This is a genomic window from Pseudomonas sp. GD03903 (assembly GCF_029840045.1).
Lineage (GTDB): Bacteria > Pseudomonadota > Gammaproteobacteria > Pseudomonadales > Pseudomonadaceae > Pseudomonas > Pseudomonas pseudonitroreducens.
In genome coordinates, this window is the sequence record NZ_JAOCBT010000002.1 from 61,585 (window position 1) to 77,373 (window position 15,789).

Annotated in this window: 17 protein-coding genes and 1 riboswitch; of the genes, 12 read left to right on the forward strand and 5 right to left on the reverse strand. The window is 65.9% G+C overall.

Annotated elements, in window-relative coordinates; all coding sequences use genetic code 11:
- Positions 1–77: 77 nt before the first annotated feature.
- The 3 genes from N5C91_RS02790 (at position 78) to N5C91_RS02800 (ending at position 2,777) form a co-directional block, all read left to right on the forward strand.
- On the forward strand, positions 78–332 hold the full coding sequence (locus tag N5C91_RS02790; RefSeq protein WP_236171876.1) for a hypothetical protein: 255 nt from the start codon (positions 78–80) through the stop codon (positions 330–332).
- A gap of 62 nt (positions 333–394) precedes the next feature.
- Positions 395–1,072 (forward strand): class I SAM-dependent methyltransferase, encoded by a 678-nt coding sequence (locus N5C91_RS02795; protein ID WP_279827781.1) that lies wholly within the window; start codon positions 395–397, stop codon positions 1,070–1,072.
- A gap of 325 nt (positions 1,073–1,397) precedes the next feature.
- Positions 1,398–2,777 (forward strand): amino acid permease, encoded by a 1,380-nt coding sequence (locus N5C91_RS02800; RefSeq protein ID WP_279827783.1) that lies wholly within the window; start codon positions 1,398–1,400, stop codon positions 2,775–2,777.
- A gap of 60 nt (positions 2,778–2,837) precedes the next feature.
- Here N5C91_RS02800 and N5C91_RS02805 read toward each other — a convergent pair whose 3' ends face one another.
- From N5C91_RS02805 to N5C91_RS02820, 4 genes are all read right to left on the reverse strand, one after another.
- Positions 2,838–3,212, reverse strand: a complete 375-nt coding sequence (locus N5C91_RS02805; protein ID WP_279827786.1) for a 5-carboxymethyl-2-hydroxymuconate Delta-isomerase — start codon at positions 3,210–3,212, stop codon at positions 2,838–2,840.
- 499 nt (positions 3,213–3,711) lie between these two features.
- Positions 3,712–5,622, reverse strand: a complete 1,911-nt coding sequence (locus N5C91_RS02810; protein ID WP_279827789.1) for a M48 family metallopeptidase — start codon at positions 5,620–5,622, stop codon at positions 3,712–3,714.
- Positions 5,623–5,643: 21 nt separating this feature from the next.
- Positions 5,644–6,240: a LemA family protein gene (locus N5C91_RS02815; protein WP_236171867.1), complete on the reverse strand. Its 597-nt coding sequence runs from the start codon at positions 6,238–6,240 to the stop codon at positions 5,644–5,646.
- Positions 6,241–6,453: 213 nt separating this feature from the next.
- The gene (locus N5C91_RS02820) at positions 6,454–7,002 is read right to left on the reverse strand and encodes a cysteine hydrolase family protein (RefSeq protein ID WP_279827791.1); all 549 of its coding nucleotides are present in this window, start codon (positions 7,000–7,002) and stop codon (positions 6,454–6,456) included.
- A 102-nt stretch (positions 7,003–7,104) separates the two neighbouring features.
- Here N5C91_RS02820 and N5C91_RS02825 point away from each other — a divergent pair, with 102 nt between their 5' ends.
- The 3 genes from N5C91_RS02825 (at position 7,105) to N5C91_RS02835 (ending at position 8,759) form a co-directional block, all read left to right on the forward strand.
- Positions 7,105–8,103 (forward strand): helix-turn-helix domain-containing protein, encoded by a 999-nt coding sequence (locus N5C91_RS02825; RefSeq protein WP_279827794.1) that lies wholly within the window; start codon positions 7,105–7,107, stop codon positions 8,101–8,103.
- Positions 8,104–8,194: 91 nt separating this feature from the next.
- Positions 8,195–8,449, forward strand: a complete 255-nt coding sequence (locus N5C91_RS02830; protein WP_279827797.1) for a type II toxin-antitoxin system RelE/ParE family toxin — start codon at positions 8,195–8,197, stop codon at positions 8,447–8,449.
- A complete protein-coding gene (locus N5C91_RS02835; protein ID WP_279827799.1) occupies positions 8,433–8,759 on the forward strand; it encodes a helix-turn-helix transcriptional regulator in 327 nt (108 codons plus the stop codon). The genes N5C91_RS02830 and N5C91_RS02835 overlap by 17 nt, the downstream gene beginning before the upstream one ends.
- Positions 8,760–8,769: 10 nt before the next feature.
- Here the strand turns inward: N5C91_RS02835 and N5C91_RS02840 are convergent, their stop codons facing one another.
- Complete coding sequence (locus N5C91_RS02840; protein WP_236171861.1) at positions 8,770–9,138, reverse strand: cupin domain-containing protein; 369 nt, start codon at positions 9,136–9,138, stop codon at positions 8,770–8,772.
- A gap of 165 nt (positions 9,139–9,303) precedes the next feature.
- On the opposite strand from N5C91_RS02840, the gene N5C91_RS02845 reads away from it, so the two are divergent.
- The 6 genes from N5C91_RS02845 to ddlA all read left to right on the forward strand — a co-directional run bounded on the left by N5C91_RS02845 (position 9,304) and on the right by ddlA (position 15,731).
- On the forward strand, positions 9,304–10,032 hold the full coding sequence (locus N5C91_RS02845) for a class I SAM-dependent methyltransferase (RefSeq protein ID WP_236171859.1): 729 nt from the start codon (positions 9,304–9,306) through the stop codon (positions 10,030–10,032).
- A 60-nt stretch (positions 10,033–10,092) separates the two neighbouring features.
- Positions 10,093–10,521 (forward strand): VOC family protein, encoded by a 429-nt coding sequence (locus N5C91_RS02850; RefSeq protein WP_279827806.1) that lies wholly within the window; start codon positions 10,093–10,095, stop codon positions 10,519–10,521.
- Positions 10,522–10,582: 61 nt separating this feature from the next.
- Positions 10,583–10,790, forward strand: a riboswitch (cobalamin riboswitch).
- Between the two features lie 126 nt (positions 10,791–10,916).
- Positions 10,917–12,839, forward strand: a complete 1,923-nt coding sequence (locus tag N5C91_RS02855; RefSeq protein ID WP_279827809.1) for a TonB-dependent receptor — start codon at positions 10,917–10,919, stop codon at positions 12,837–12,839.
- Positions 12,839–13,543 (forward strand): (2Fe-2S) ferredoxin domain-containing protein, encoded by a 705-nt coding sequence (locus N5C91_RS02860; protein ID WP_279827811.1) that lies wholly within the window; start codon positions 12,839–12,841, stop codon positions 13,541–13,543. The genes N5C91_RS02855 and N5C91_RS02860 overlap by 1 nt, the downstream gene beginning before the upstream one ends.
- Positions 13,544–13,674: 131 nt before the next feature.
- A complete protein-coding gene (locus tag N5C91_RS02865; RefSeq protein ID WP_279827813.1) occupies positions 13,675–14,544 on the forward strand; it encodes an ABC transporter substrate-binding protein in 870 nt (289 codons plus the stop codon).
- Positions 14,545–14,636: 92 nt separating this feature from the next.
- Positions 14,637–15,731, forward strand: a complete 1,095-nt coding sequence (ddlA, locus tag N5C91_RS02870) for a D-alanine--D-alanine ligase (RefSeq protein ID WP_279827815.1) — start codon at positions 14,637–14,639, stop codon at positions 15,729–15,731.
- Positions 15,732–15,789: the final 58 nt, after the last annotated feature.

Genomic DNA, 15,789 nt, shown 5'->3' on the forward strand with positions numbered 1-15,789 from the left:
ACCGTTGATGACTCGCCGGATTGATTTGCCGACGGCCAGCAGGTGCAATGTACTGACTTCGACAGGAACCCTCGCCCATGCGTTCGCATTTTCTGCCCTTCGCCTTGCCGCTGGCTGCTCTGCTGCTGACCGAGAGCGCTCACGCGGCGCCCATGCCGTTCTACCGTTGGCAGAGCAAGCTCGACGGCGCCTATACCTGCCAGCAGACGTCGCCGGGCGAGGGATGGCAGAAGATCGGCGGACCATTCCGCGATGCCGGTTGCCGTGAGATGCTGCCGCAGACCCCACCGCCCAAGGGCCTGGCGCTACCCAAGGCGTTCAGGACGCCGTAGCCCGGCACCTGCGCAGGAGCGGATTCATCCGCGATCGCTTCGCCCAACTCACGGATATCGCCATGACCGACCACGACGCCCGAATCCGCCAGAGCTGGCAGACCAACGCCGAAGCCTGGACCCGCACCGTGCGCGAGCAGCGCATCGAGAGCCGAAGGCTGGTTACTGATGCGGCTATCCTCAGCGCCATCGCCGAGGGCCCGGCGCAGCGTGTGCTGGATATCGGTTGCGGCGAAGGCTGGCTCTGTCGTGCACTGGCCGAGAACGGCAGCGAGTGTGTCGGCGTGGATGCCTCCGCGCCGCTGATCGAAGCCGCGCAGGTGGCTGGTGGCGGGCGCTTCGAGGTGATGGATTACGCGACGCTGGTCGATCAGGGCCAGACGCTCGGTCAGTTCGATACGCTGGTGTGCAACTTTGCCCTGCTCGACGACTACATCGCGCCATTGCTCGGTGCACTTCGTGAGCGCCTCAACCCCGGCGGACGCCTGCTGATCCAGACCGTGCACCCCTGGGCAGCCTGCGGTGACGAGCCCTATGCGGACGGCTGGCGGCTGGAAACCTTCGCTGCCTTCGGTGCTGAGTTCCGCGCGCCGATGCCCTGGTTCTTCCGCACCCTGGAGTCCTGGCTGGCGCTGCTGGCCGCCAGCGGCTGGCGTCTGCGGCAGTTGCGCGAGCCGCGCCATCCGGTCACTGCCCAGCCCTGCTCGCTGCTTCTGGAGTTGCAGCCGCTGACAGGCTGAAGCGCTCTGCACCGGCCCTGTTGGCGTGGGCGGATGTGGCGATACGCCGCTATTCCTTTGGTCACATTGCACCTTGGTGGTGCAGACGTTTCCCACAGACTTGTGTAACACTCGCCCGCGACCTCAGCCGTGGTCCTCCCGCAATGCCCACGTCCGCTTCACAAGAGCGGGCAGCCTCTTCCGGTGTGCCGTCCTGGAACTGCCAGACACTTCTCCCTCCGTGCCGACCGGCGCGGTGGCGAAGCCTTTCCGGTGGTTCCGCACCCTGACTGCACTCAGAGTCCGCAGCTGATTACTCCCAAGAACAAAATGAGGTTGCATCAGCATGTCGTCCCACGATCTCCAAAGGGATCTCAACGAGCGGCACATCCGTCTCATGGCCCTCGGCGCCTGCATCGGCGTCGGCCTGTTCCTCGGCTCCGCCAAGGCCATCCAGATGGCCGGTCCGGCCATCATGCTCTCCTACATCATCGGCGGTCTCGCCATCCTGGTGATCATGCGCGCCCTCGGCGAGATGGCCGTGCACAATCCCGTGGCCGGCTCCTTTGCCCGCTACGCGCAGGACTACCTGGGCCCGCTGGCCGGTTACCTGACCGGCTGGAACTATTGGTTCCTCTGGCTGGTGACCTGTGTCGCGGAGATCACCGCGGTGGCCATCTACATGGGCATCTGGTTCCCCGACGTGCCGCGCTGGATCTGGGCGCTGGCCGCACTGGCGAGCATGGGCACCATCAACCTCATCGCCGTGCGTGCCTTCGGCGAGTTCGAGTTCTGGTTCGCCCTGATCAAGATCGTCACCATCGTCGCCATGATCCTGGCCGGCGCCGGCATGATCCTCTTCGGCCTGGGCAACGGTGGCATCGCCACCGGCATCTCCAACATCTGGAGCAACGGCGGCTTCATGCCCCACGGCATCACCGGCGTGCTGATGTCGCTGCAGATGGTGATGTTCGCCTACCTGGGCGTGGAAATGATCGGCCTCACTGCCGGTGAAGCGAGAAACCCGCAGAAGACCATCCCCGGCGCGATCAACTCGGTGTTCTGGCGCATTCTGCTGTTCTACGTGGGCGCGCTGTTCGTGATCATGTCGATCTACCCGTGGAACGAGATCGGCACCCAGGGCAGCCCCTTCGTGATGACCTTCGAGCGCATGGGCATCAAGACCGCCGCCGGCATCATCAACTTCGTGGTGATCACCGCCGCGCTGTCGTCCTGCAACGGTGGCATCTTCAGCACCGGTCGCATGCTCTACAGCCTCGCCCAGCATGGCCAGGCTCCCGCGGTGTTCGCCAGGACCTCCAGCGGCGGCGTGCCGCGCAATGCGCTGCTGCTGTCGATCTTCGCGCTGCTGCTGGGGGTATTGCTGAACTACCTGGTGCCCGAGAAGGTGTTCACCTGGGTGACCTCCATCGCCACCTTCGGGGCGATCTGGACCTGGGCGATGATCCTGCTGGCGCAACTGAAATTCCGCCGCGGCCTCTCCGCCGCCGAAGCCGGCAAGCTGCAGTTCAGGATGTGGCTGTACCCGATCAGTTCCTACCTCGCCATGGCCTTCCTGGTGCTGGTGGTGGTGCTGATGGCGTTCTTCGAGGACACCCGCATTGCGCTGTACATCGGCCCGGCCTTCCTGGTGCTGCTGACGGTGCTGTACTACGCGCTGAACCTGGCTCCCAAGGAGCAGGGCAGCGTTGCCAGCCGTGCCTGACGGGCGGTTGAGCGAATGAAAAAGGGCCTCTTCGGAGGCCCTTTTTCTTTTCATGCCGGGTCAAGTGGTGGGCAGGCTGCCGGCCATGCGCGTGAGGCTGCGGTCGAGTTCGGTGATTTCCAGTTGCAGGCCGATGGAGCGCTTTTCGATGAGCGCGGCGAGGGTCTGTTCGGCGCTGGCGAACAGCGTGTCGACGATGCGCTGGCGCAGTTCCTCGGGGCGACCGGGGGCGATGCGGATCTGGATGTTGATGAAGGCTTCGCCCTGGGTGTCGGTGCCGACGTGGTACTGGTCGATGGCACGGGCGAAGGTGCGCAGGCCGTTGCTGGGGAACACGCCGAGGTCTTGTGCTGCCTTGTGGAGTTTTGCAGGCAGTGCCAGAGGCAGCAGGTCGTCGGTGAGGTTGGCGGTGTAGTCGATGGCGATGTGGGGCATGGGCTTTTTGTCCTAGGCTCGGTGTGACCATCCTAGGAGGGCGTAACTGAGCAGGACATACGAGTGATCACTTAGTTGGAGCTAGGTGATGCTGCGCCGCGTCGGCGTGTTCGGATGGTTCGTGTTTCGCCTCTCGGCGAGTCCCTTTTGGCAAACGCCCCAAAAGGAACCAAAAAGTCTTGCCCCTCCATCCGGTTTTTCGCTTAGGCGAAAAATTCCCTCGTTGAAGCGGAGTTTCACGGGCACGCTGCGACGGGCCATCCCTGGCCCATCGCAGCTCTCGCGGCATCCATGCCGCTCAACCCCTGAAACTCCGCTTCAACGAGGCCTCCTGAAAGGGGCATTCCGGAGCGTGCGGATGTTTCTCTGGAAATCCTTTAAAGCCAGAGCCAGCGCGAGGGGATGCTTTTATGTAGGAGCGAGCTTGCTCGCGAACGGACTCCGTTGCGGAATCGGGTTCGCGAGCAAGCTCGCTCCTACAGATGGGATTGGAGGCGTGTCAGGTGGGCAGCAACGGCGGCATCGGGCAATCCAGGATGTCGGCCACTGCACGCATCAGCTCCGCTTCGCCGGCGGTGATGCGTCCGTCGTGCTCGATGCAGCGCGCCAGCGCCTTGAGCAGTTGCGGTTTCTGCAGCGGGCGCAGTTGCTCCAGTTGTTTCAGCGCGTTTTCCAGATCACGCAGGTTGGCGGCAGCCGGCAATGGGCGGGGCGGGAAGGGCAGGCCGCTCCAGGCATCGGCGAACGCCTGCTCGGTCTGCAGGTCGCTGGTTTCACCAACACGCGCAAGAAAGGCCAGCAGCGTTGCACAGGCATCGGCCAGGTCCGCCAGCGCGACGTTGCCGAGCTTGCCGCTGCCCGGCCGCAGGTTGCGCTCGATGATGCGCAGCAGCGTCCATTCCAGCAGTTTCACCTTGCCGTCGAGCTTGATCAGCAGCGCCATGTTCTCGCGCAGGGCCAGGAAACCCTTGGTGTCCAGTTGCTTCAGCGCCGGCATGGCCAGGTCGAGCAGTGGCAGGCGCTGGCCGGGGTCCAGGTGCTGGAGCGACTCCTCCAGCAGGTCCAGTTGCAGCGCCAGGCTGAGGTTCAGGCGCTGCTTGACCGCCTCCAGCTGGCGCGCGCGCAGGCCGGGTTCGCTGTCCAGCAGCAGGCCGTAGACCAGGGCCTCGGCGCCTTCGCTGTCGTGGGCGGCGCGCTGCAGGCGCTCGTCCAGGCGTTGCAGGGTGCTGCGGGCTTCCTGCAGGTGCGCGACGGTCGGTGCGCCCACGGAAGCTACTGCCACCTCCACGGCGCTGGGCTGGTAAGGCTGGCCGGTGACGGCGGCAGTCCAGGCCTCCTTGTTCATCAGCGGCACATCCAGGCGTGGCTCGAATTTCGGGTAGCGACCGTCCCAGCCCGGATCGACGCGGCGGATGCGGTCCTTCAGCGGCGGGTGGGTGTCGAACCAGCTGCTGCCCACGCCATCGCCGAAGTACATATGGCTGAACTCGGCGGCGCGCGGCGCGCTGAGCAGCGCCCCCAACGGGTTGCCACCGATCTTCTTGAGTGCACCGGCGATGGTCGAGGGATCACGGGTGAACTGCACCGCGGAGGCGTCGGCCAGGTACTCGCGCTGGCGGCTGACCGAAGCCTTGATCAGTTGGCCGAAAAAGGTCCCGACATAGCCCAGCACGTAGAGCACCACGCCGGCGCCGATCACCAGCAGTACCACACTGCCGCCGCCGTTCTTGTCGTTGCTGCTGCTGCGGGTGCTGATGCGCACCCCGCTGCTGGTTTCGCTCCAGCCGCGCAGCAGCATCCCGCCGATCAGTCCGAGCAGGAGCATGCCGTGGAGCAGGGCGGTCAGGCGCGTGTTGAGCAGCATGTCGCCGTGATGGATATGGCTGAATTCGTGGGCAATCACGCCCTGCAGTTCGTTGCGCTCGAGCTGCTCGATGGCGCCGCGGGTAATGCCGATCACCGCGTCGCGGGGTGTCAGGCCGGCGGCGAAGGCGTTGATCGAGGCGTCTTCCAGCACGTACACCGGCGGTACCGGCGAGCCGGAGGCCAGGGCCATTTCCTCGACGACGTTGAGCAGGCGGCGCTCGTCGGCGTTGCCGGCGCTGAGGTTGAGCAGGCGGCCGCCCAGGCTCTCGGCCACCACCTTGCCGCCCGCACTCAACTGCACCTGCTTGTACAGCGCGCCGAGGACCACCACGCCGACGATCACCGCGGCCACCGACAAGTACAGCTCCGGATCGGGTAGCGAGGCGCGCGAGGTCAGGTGCAGCGCCGGCTCACCCAGGTGACGCCAGAGCCAGCCCAGGGCGAAGCTGGTGATGGTCACCAGGCAGACCACAGCGATGGTCAGCAGCAGGACTAGGCGCCCGGTCTGCTTGCGGGCGCGGTCCTGATGTTCGAAGAAGTTCATCGCGCGTCCTGCGCCGGGTTTTTAGAAAGCGACTTTCGGCGCGGCCTGGATTTCCTTGCTGTCTTCGAACTCCAGAAGGCTGGCGTCCTTGCTGTGGCCGTAGGTGGTGGCGAGGAAGTTGGCGGGGAACGACTGGCGGTAGGTGTTGTATTCCATCACCGCGTCGTTGTACGCCTGGCGGGCGAAGGCCACCTTGTTCTCGGTGCTCGACAGCTCCTCGCTGACTTGCTGCAGGTTCTGCGAGGCCTTGAGGTCCGGGTAGGCCTCCAGGGTCACGTTCAGGCGCCCCATCGCGCCGCCCAGGGCGTTCTCGGCGGCGGCCAGTTGGGCCATGCGGCCGGCGTCGCCGGGTTGCTCGGAAGCGGCTTTCAGACCGGCCACCGCAGCGTTGCGCGCAGCGATGACCGCTTCCAGGGTCTCGCGCTCGTGCTTGAGGTAGGCCTTGGCGGTTTCCACCAGGTTGGGGATCAGGTCGTAGCGGCGTTTGAGCTGCACTTCGATCTGCGCGAAGGCGTTCTGGTAGCGGTTGCGCAGCGCCACGAGGCGGTTGAACACGCTGATCAGCAGGAAGATGACGCCAGCGATGATGGCGAGGGTGATGATCGAGGAGACGCTCATGGGATGTCCTTATCGGCAGGCGATCGAGCGTCGATAATAGCGGAAAGCCAATGAAACGGGTCGCCTCGTTGCAGGGGGCGGGAGACTGCCCGCAGTTGTAGGAGCGAGCTGGCTCGCGAACCCGCCTGGTACCTCGGCATCAAGCGGTTCGCGAGCCAGCTCGCTCCTACAGGTATCGCCCAGCTTCAGGTCTGCTGGTAGCAGCGCTCCGGATCAGCGGTTCAGGTACTCGGCGACGGACACCACGTCGGCGTAAGCGAACGCCAGGGAGGCCATGTAGGCCGCGTGTACCTGGGCTGCCGGCACCTTCACGCCGTTGAATTCCAGGTCCAGGGTGGCGCAGGCATCATGCAGCACGGTCACCGGGTAGCCGAAGTCGGCGGCGGCGCGCACCGCGCCATCCACGCACATGTGGCTCATGTGTCCGACCACCACCAGCGATTCCACGCCGTGCTGGTCGAGGATGGCCTTCAGATCGGTGTCGCGGAAGGCGTTGACGAAGTGCTTGAGCACCACCGGTTCGCCGGGCAGGCTGGCGACCTTGCCGTGGATCTTCGCCCCTTCGCTGCCGGGGGCGAAGAACGGCGCGTCGGCGCTGTCGAATTCATGGCGCACGTGCACCACCAGGTCAGCGCGCTCGCGGAACGCCGCCAGCACCTTGGCGGCCTGGTCGGCGGCGGCTTCGATGCCAACCAGCGGCCACTTGCCGGAAGGGAAGTAGTCGTTCTGGATATCCACTAGGATGAGCGCTTGCTTTGCCATGTCCAAATTCCTTTGTGAGTGGTGAGGAAGTGCAGCCAGTATGGTTCGCCGCGCGCCAGGCGGGGATCAGGCGGAACGACAATAACCGGGGGAAAACTGACAATGGTTGTGCAACGAAGCGTCGTCGAGATCGGGTTGCTGCTCTATCCCGGTGTGCAGACGGCGGCGCTGCATGGGCTCACCGACCTGTTCGCGGTGGCTGAACGCATCGCTGCCGAAGAGGCCGCCGGGCAATTGCCGGCGCTGCGGGTCAGCCATTGGTCCGGGGAGGCAGGCAGCGAACCTCATCGTGTCCTCGATACGCATCCCGGCGCTGACAGCCGCCTGGTCGCCGTGCTGGTGCCGCCGTCACTGTTCGGCCTGCCCGACGCGACGCCACTGCGCAACCTCACCGACTGGCTCGCCGCTCGCCATGGCGAGGGCGCCATCGTCGGCTCGGTTTGCATCGGCGGGCTGCTGGTGGCGGAGGCCGGGCTGCTCGATGGGCGCAGCGCCACCGCTCACTGGAGCGGTGCCGAGGCGTTTGCCCAGCGTTTCCCGAAGGTGCGCCTGGAACCCCACAAGCCGATGGTGGATGACGGCGACCTGATCACCTCTGCCGGGCTGATGGCCTGGTCCGAACTGGGCCTGCGCATCGTCGACCGTCTGCTCGGCCCGAGCATCGCCAACCGCACTGCGCGCTTCCTGGTGGTGGAGCACAGCGACAGCGCCCAGCAATGCGGCAGCAACTTCGCACCACTGCTGGGGCACGGCGACGCCGCGATCCTCAAGGTGCAGCACTGGCTGCAGGGCAACGGCGCGGTGGACGTCAGCCTCGCCGCCATGGCCGCCCAGGCCGGGCTGGAAGAGCGCACCTTCCTGCGCCGCTTCCGCGCCGCCACCAGGCTCAAGCCCACCGAGTACTGCCAGCACTTGCGGGTGGGCAAGGCGCGCGAGTTGCTGGAGTTCACCAACGGCACGGTGGACCACATCGCCTACACGGTGGGTTATCTCGATCCGGGCTCGTTCCGCAGCACCTTCCGCAAGATCACCGGGATGGCGCCGAGCGACTACCGCAAGCGCTTCGGGGCAAAGGCGGCGGAAGTGCCGGTCAAGAGCTGAGCGCTGCCGAGACCCTGATCCCAAACCGCCACGCTCGGGCTAATATACTTATTGAAAGACTTATATTGCCTGTCTCCTCAGCGAGGCAGTCATGAACCGGATCAACTGGACCCGAAAGGCCGTTAAGCAGCTCGGCAGGCTGAACAAGGCGGACCAGCCGGCCATCTACGATGCCGTACAGGCGCTGTCCCGGATGCCGGATGTCCGGAATGTGAAGAGGCTTTCCAATCACGCCTACGGCTATCGACTGCGGGTGGGTAATTACCGGGTGCTGTTCGATTGGGATGGAGGCATCCGCATCGTGAATATTGAAGAGGTCAGCAAGCGCGATGAGCACACGTACTAACGTGCAGATCATCAATGGGCCGGACGGCGTGCCGGCCTTCGTGGTCATTCCCTACGCGGAGTACATCGCCAACCACCCGAAGGAGGACCTGGTCCCCAATGAGGTGGTGGGTTTCATGATCAAGGAAGGGCTGACCGCCATCGGTGCCTGGCGCAGACACCTGGGCCTGACCCAGGCGGAAGTCGCCGAGCGCATCGGCATCAGTCAGTCCGCCTATGCCCAGCAGGAAGCTGCCACTCGGCCCCGCAAGCCCTCGCGGGAAAGGGTGGCCAAGGCGCTGGGGATTCACGCCGACCTGCTGGACCTCTGAGTATTGCCGGTCAGATCCACCGATCATTCTCCGCCGTCCGCTCGCCGCCCTGGTCGCCGGTATTCAGCACACCGCGGGGCTCGATCAGCATTACCTGCACTTCCTGCTCGGCGTACGGCTTGTGCTCAACGCCGCGTGGTACCACATACAGCTCGCCAGCCCGCAGCGTCAGCGGACCGTCGCGAAAGTCGATGCGCAGTTCGCCGTCGAGCACGATGAAGGTCTCGTCGGTGTCGGCGTGGCTGTGCCAGACGAAGTCGCCGTGCAGTTTCACCACCTTGAACTGGTAGTCGTTCATCTCGGCGATCACCCGCGGTTGCCAGGTTTCGGTAATGCGGCCGAGCTTGTCCTGCAGGTTGATCGATTGGCGTTGGGTCACGGTGTTTTCTCCTGGGGATCTTTCTCCCGAAACTACGGCGGCCCCGGCGGGCGGTCTTGCAGGAAATTGCGCTTCGATCGCCCCGGCATTGACCTCATCGGGTTGCCGCCCTCGCCCTTGACGCAGACAATCGGTCCTTGGTCCGTCAGAAAGGAGTGCCGTTCCATGGCGCAGAACATCTACGACAATCCCGAATTCTTCGCTGGCTACGCCCAGCTGCCGCGTTCGATGCACGGCCTGGATGGCGCGCCGGAGTGGGCCGCGCTGCGTTCGCTGCTGCCGCCGCTGGAGGGCCTCGACGTGGTCGATCTCGGTTGCGGCTACGGCTGGTTCAGCCGTTACGCCGCGGAGCAGGGCGCGCGCACGGTGAGCGGGCTGGACGTGTCGCAGAAGATGCTCGACCACGCACGGGCGAACACCGACGCCGCACAGGTGAGCTACTTCCATGCCGACCTCGACCAGCTCGAATTGCCCACCGCGGCCTTCGACCTTGCCTACAGCTCGCTGACCCTGCATTACCTCGCAGACCTGGCGCATTTCATGCGCAACGTGCACGACGCGCTGCGCCCCGGCGGCAGCCTGGTGTTCTCCATCGAACACCCGATCTACATGGCCTCGGTCAAGCCCGGCTGGGTCGTCGACGGCGATGGACGCCGCTGCTGGCCGGTGGACCATTACCAGGATGAAGGCGAACGCCGCACCGACTGGCTGGCCAAGGGCGTGCTCAAGCACCATCGCACCCTCGGCAGCATCCTGAATGCGGTTATCGGCGCGGGGCTGACGTTGCGTCACGTCGAGGACTGGGGCCCGAGCGCCGGACAGGTGCAGGCCAATCCGGCACTGGCCGAAGAGCGCGAGCGGCCGATGTTGCTGCTGGTCGCCGCGCAGCGCTGAGGAGCGAAAAGCGCGCGACTATGCTCAGAACATTGCGCCCGTTCCTCGCCGGAGACCGCCATGTCCACGCCCGCTCCCATCGCCCGCCCCAGCGTCATTCCCTGCCTGCGCTACCGTGATGCGCCCCAGGCCATCGACTGGTTGTGTACGACCTTCGGCTTCCAGCGGCAACTGGTGGTCGCCGATGACCACGGCGGTATCGCCCACGCGCAGCTGGCGCTGGCCGATGGCAGCGGCCTGGTAATGCTCGGCTCGCTGCACGACAACGAGTACGGCCGGCTGATGCGCCAGCCCGACGAGATCGGCGGCTGCACCCAGAGCATCTACGTGGTGGTGAAGGATGCCGAAGCGCTGTACCGCGCAGCGGTGGCAGGCGCTGCGCAGATCGTCATCGACATCAAGGACGAAGACTACGGCGGCCAGGGCTTCACCTGCCGCGACCCGGAAGGGCACATCTGGAGCTTCGGCACCTACGATCCGTGGCACTGAAGGCTACGTCCGCAACATCCTGCCCAAGCCCCGAGCTTGACGCTTTCCCACCGCAAATGTTGATATGCGCCCCGTTCCAGGTGCCTCACGCCGCCGTGCGTGAGGTGAAACGGGAAGCCGGTGCGTCGCCCTCGTGCGATCAGTCCGGCGCTGCCCCCGCAACGGTAAGCGAGCGGAGCATCCACTAGGCCACTGTGCGCAAGCATGGGAAGGCGGATGCCCCAGGACCCTCGCGAGCCCGGAGACCGGCCTGGAACCTGTTTGGCAAACCCGCGGTGGGCGGGCGTGAGCCGGTTCCCGGGGCGCGCTCGTTCCGGGTGTCGCTGCGCCGCCTGCGAAATCCCGATTTCGAGGCGATCACCTTGCATTCTCCTGCTTCCAACTCCCGGCGCGCGATGCGCTGGTCTCCCGTTCTCTCCCTCTGTGCCCTGAGCTCGCAGCTTGTGGCGGCTCCGCTTGATCTCGCGGACGAAATCGTCAGCGCGCCTTCCGTGGAGTCCACCACGGTGGCCGACATGGCCCGCTACGGCAGCAAGCTGGAAGTCATCGATCGCCAGCAGATCGAGCGCGCCGGCCCCAGCGCCGACATCACCCGCGTGCTGCAGATGTACGTGCCCGGCCTGTTCGTCGCGCCGAAGAACGGCCCGTTCGACTACGGCACCTACTCGCTGCTGGGCGGGCGCAACGACGACACGCTGATCCTGCTGGACGGCGTGCGCCTGAACAACCGCCTCTACGGCGGCATTTACATCGACACCCTGCCGACCACCGCAGTGGAGCGCATCGAGGTGCTCAAGGGCGGCCAGGGCCTGCTGTTCGGCACCCAGGCGGTGTCCGGGGTGATCAATATCGTCACCCGCAGCGCGCGTTCTCGCGAGGCGTCCGGCGAGGTCAACCTTGGCCTGGATACCTTCAAGGGCCGAAGCGGCGATGCCCGCGCGGAGAAGGTTGTGCACAACGGCCTGGGCGACCTCGGCCTGATGGCCTACGTCAGTCACAACCGCTCCGACGGCTACCAGCCATACCGCGACCGCGACATGACCAGCACGGTCAGCGACAAGCGCCGCTCCTATGACGTCAATGTGTTCGGCGCCAAGGCCATCCAGGCCATCGGCGATGCCTCGCGGCTGGAGCTGTTCTACCAGTACGCCGACGCCGAGCTGGACTTCGCCCGGCCGACATCGAACCACCACACCAGCAACAACCGCGTGCAGCAGATCGCCACGGCGACCTTCCAGCAGAGCGTCAGCGACGACTTCAGCTGGTTCGCCAAGACCCACCTCAACGACTGGGACACCCGCTACGACCGCGTCTACAACCTGCAGGGCGGCGGCACCCAGGTGCTCAATCACAATGACTACTGGGGCTTCACCGACTGGGGCGCGCAACTGGAAGGAAAGGCCAGGTTCGGCGGCGGTCACGAGCTGGTCTTCGGCAGCGACAACCAGTGGTACAAGGGCCAGGACGATGTGCTGATCATCGACAACGACAAGGCCGAGTCCCATGCGCTGTACGCCCAGCTGCGCCCGCGCATCGACGCGCTGCCCGACTGGCACCCGAGCCTGGGCGTGCGCCGCGAGGAAATCTCCGGCGGCGAGGGCGCCACGGTGTGGTTGCTCACCTCGCTGTATGACCTCACGCAGCAGCTCAAGCTGCGCGGCCAGTTCGGCACCGCCTTCAAGTTGCCCACCGCCGAGCAACTGTTCGTCAACGAGCCGGGCGACGAAGTCGGCAACCGCGACCTCAAGCCTGAGCGCAGCCGCAATGCCGAGCTGGGCCTGGATTACACCGGCGAGCTGTTCGAGCAGCCGTGGAGCGGCAGCGTCACGCTGTTCCGCCGCGAGATCACCGACCTCATCACCCTCGCGGGCGATCAATGGGTGAACGGCAACGGCGAGATCGAGGTGCGCGGCGTGGAAGCCAACGGCCAGTGGCAGTTCGACCGCCATTGGCAGCTCTCCGCCGACGCCACGCGCAATCTGGTGGACAGCCGCGAGGGCGTGACGGTGAACAACATCCCGCACTTCTTCGCCCGTGTGCGTCTGGGCTATGACGACAACCTCTGGGGCGCCGGCCTCGCCATGCGATATGTGGGCTCCATCGTCAGCGCCCAGGACGACGACTACGGCCATTACACCGTGCTCGACGGCGATGCCTATCGCTACCTTGACGCGGCTCGCGCGCATCGCCTGAGCCTGCTGCTGGAGAACCTGCTCGATCGCGACTACGCCACCGGCCGCACCAGCAACGGCATCCGCCAGGTAGACAACCTCGGCCGGCCGCGCAGCGCCGAGCTGCGCTACACCTTCAGCTTCTGATGAAGGCCATCCTGCTGGTCGGCCCACTGGCCGGGGCCCAGGGCGAGCGCCTGCAGCGCGAGGTGTCGGCGCGTCTGGCGGGTGTCGAGAGTATCGACACCAGCGAGGGTTTCGATGGGCTCTGGGCGCGAGCGCGCGCGCAGCTTGCCGATGGCGCGGCCTTGTTGCTGGTCGACCTGGAACCCGCCACCGACGGCGCCTACCTCGACTGGCTGCGCGCCGAACTGGCAGTACTGGCGGATGAGTTTCCGCAGGCGCCGGTACCGAGCATCACGGCATCGGCGCTCGGCCGGGGCGGGCTCGACGTCGGCGCGGTGCTGGCGGCAATCGATGATCCGGCGCAGCAGCTGGAATGCCGGGGTGTCGGTGCGGTGCCGTCGCAGCCGGACTGGTGCGCACCGCCGCCACATCGTCATCACCTGTTCCTCTGCGCAGGGCCACGCTGCGTGCGCCGGGGCGCGTTGCCGTTGTGGAAGACCCTGCGTCGCGAGCTGATTCGCCATGACCTCTACGAGAACGCCAAGGGCGCGTTGCTGACCCGCACCGGTTGCCAGTTCCCCTGCAATCGCGGGCCGGTGCTGACGGTCTACCCCGAGCGCGTCTGGTACGGCCTGCGCAGTGATGAGCAGGTTTGTCGGGTGGTGCAGGAGCATCTGCTTGATGGCGTGCCGGTGGCCGAGTTGCGCGTGGATGGAGAGCCATGATGCGCCGACTGCTTTTCGTAGGAGCGAGCTTGCTCGCGAACCGCTTGATGCCTTGGGCGCCCGGGAGGGTTCGCGAGCAAGCTCGCTCCTACACATTGGCATTGGCGTTCGGGCTGGCGGCGATGCTGGGCATGGCGACGGCCACTGCCCAGGACTACCGCAATTGTGGACAGGACTGGCACATCGACCACCCGCCGCAGCGCATCCTCGCCCTCAACCAGCACGCCGCCGACCTGCTGCTGGCGCTGGGGGCCGGGTCGCGATTGATCGGCGTGGCCTACATCGATGACGACCTCAACCTGAGTGGCGGCCGCTATCGCGGCGTGCCGCTGCTGGCGCGCCAGTACCCGTCGGCAGAGGCGGTCTACGCGCAGCAGCCGGACCTGGTGGTGGCCGGCTTCGCCTCGGCCTTCCGCCTGGGCAATCTGTCCCGCGAGGAGCTGGCCGGCCACGGGGTCGCCAGCTACCTGCTGGATGCCGGCTGCCTGGCGCGGCAGGGTGATCTTTTTGCGGGCGTCGAAGTGGATCTGGAAACACTCGGCGTCCTGCTCGGCGAGCAGGAAAAGGCGCAGGCACTGATCCGCCAGCAACGCGCTGAGCTGGCCGAAGCCCGCCGTCTCTTTGCCGACAACGAGCCGCTGGACGTCTTCTACCTCGACAGCGGCAGCAGCGGACTGGAGAGCCAGGGCCGGCGCGGTGTGATCACCCAGTTGCTGCATGCGGCCGGCGCGCACAACCTGTTCGAGGATGTCGAGCTGGGCAGCTTCACCGCCAATGCCGAGCAACTGCTGGCGCGTGACCCGGACGTGATCCTGCTGGCCGATGCGCTGTGGTCCACGGCCGAGCAGAAAAAGAAGACGCTGCGCGCCGACCCGGTGTTGTCGCGCCTGCGGGCCGTGCGCGAAGGGCGCTTCGTCGCCTTGCCGTTCACTCATCTGTTCCCTGGCGTGCACAGCGGCCAGGCGGCTCGCGAACTGGCGCAGGCTCTGAGCCGGTTCTGAGCAGAGGCGGCTCGTCTGTTCGCCGGCCACTGTTCCTACCCAAGTACCGGAGCCCGTGTTAGAAAGCGCCCATCGATCATGCGGAGGCTGTCATGGGCAAGTTGCGCGTTGGAGTGATTTTCGGTGGGCGTTCGGCGGAGCACGAGGTGTCGCTGCAATCGGCGAAGAACATCGTCGATGCACTGGACCGCGAGCGCTTCGAGCCGGTGCTGATCGGCATCGACAAGGAGGGCCGCTGGCACCTCAACGATGCCTCCGACTACCTGCTCAACCAGGAAAACCCGGCGCTGATTGCCTTGAACCGTTCCAACCGCGAGCTGGCCGTGGTGCCGGGCAAGGCCGAGCAGCAACTGGTGGAAACCGGCAGCCGCCAACTGCTCGATCATGTCGATGTGATCTTCCCCATCGTCCATGGCACCCAGGGCGAAGACGGCTGCCTGCAGGGCCTGCTGCGCATGGCCGATATCCCCTTCGTCGGCTCCGACGTGCTGGGCTCGGCGATCTGCATGGACAAGGACGTGAGCAAGCGCCTGATGCGCGACGCCGGCATCGCCATTACGCCCTTCATCACCCTGACCCGCGCCAATGCCGCCCGCACGCCGTTTGCCGAGGCACAGCGCAAGCTCGGCCTGCCGCTGTTCATCAAGCCGGCCAACATGGGCTCGTCGGTGGGTGTCAGCAAGGTCGAGGACGAGGCCACTTACGACGAAGCCGTGCGCCTGGCGCTGGCCTTCGACGACAAGGTACTGGTGGAGTCCGCGGTGAAGGGCCGCGAGATCGAGTGCGCGGTACTGGGCAACGAACAGCCGATCGCCAGTGGCTGCGGCGAGATCGTCGTCGGTAGCGGCTTCTATTCCTACGACAGCAAGTACATCGACGAGGGCGCTGCCAAGGTAGTGGTCCCGGCGGATATTCCGGCCGAGGCCAGCGAGCGTATCCGCCAGCTCGCCGTGGACGCCTTCCTCGCGCTGGAATGCTCGGGGCTGGCGCGGGTCGACGTGTTCCTCACCGACCGCGGCGAGGTGCTGGTCAACGAGCTGAACTCGCTGCCCGGCTTCACCCGCATCAGCATGTACCCCAAGCTCTGGCAGGCTGCCGGGATGACCTACAGCGAGCTGGTCAGCCGTCTGATCGACCTGGCTATCGAGCGCCATGCCGCGCGGCGCAACCTGCAGACCAACCGCTGATCCTTCGCCGGGCTCCTTGCGCATGCGCTACCCTGACACCCCGCCGCCCGATCCGGGC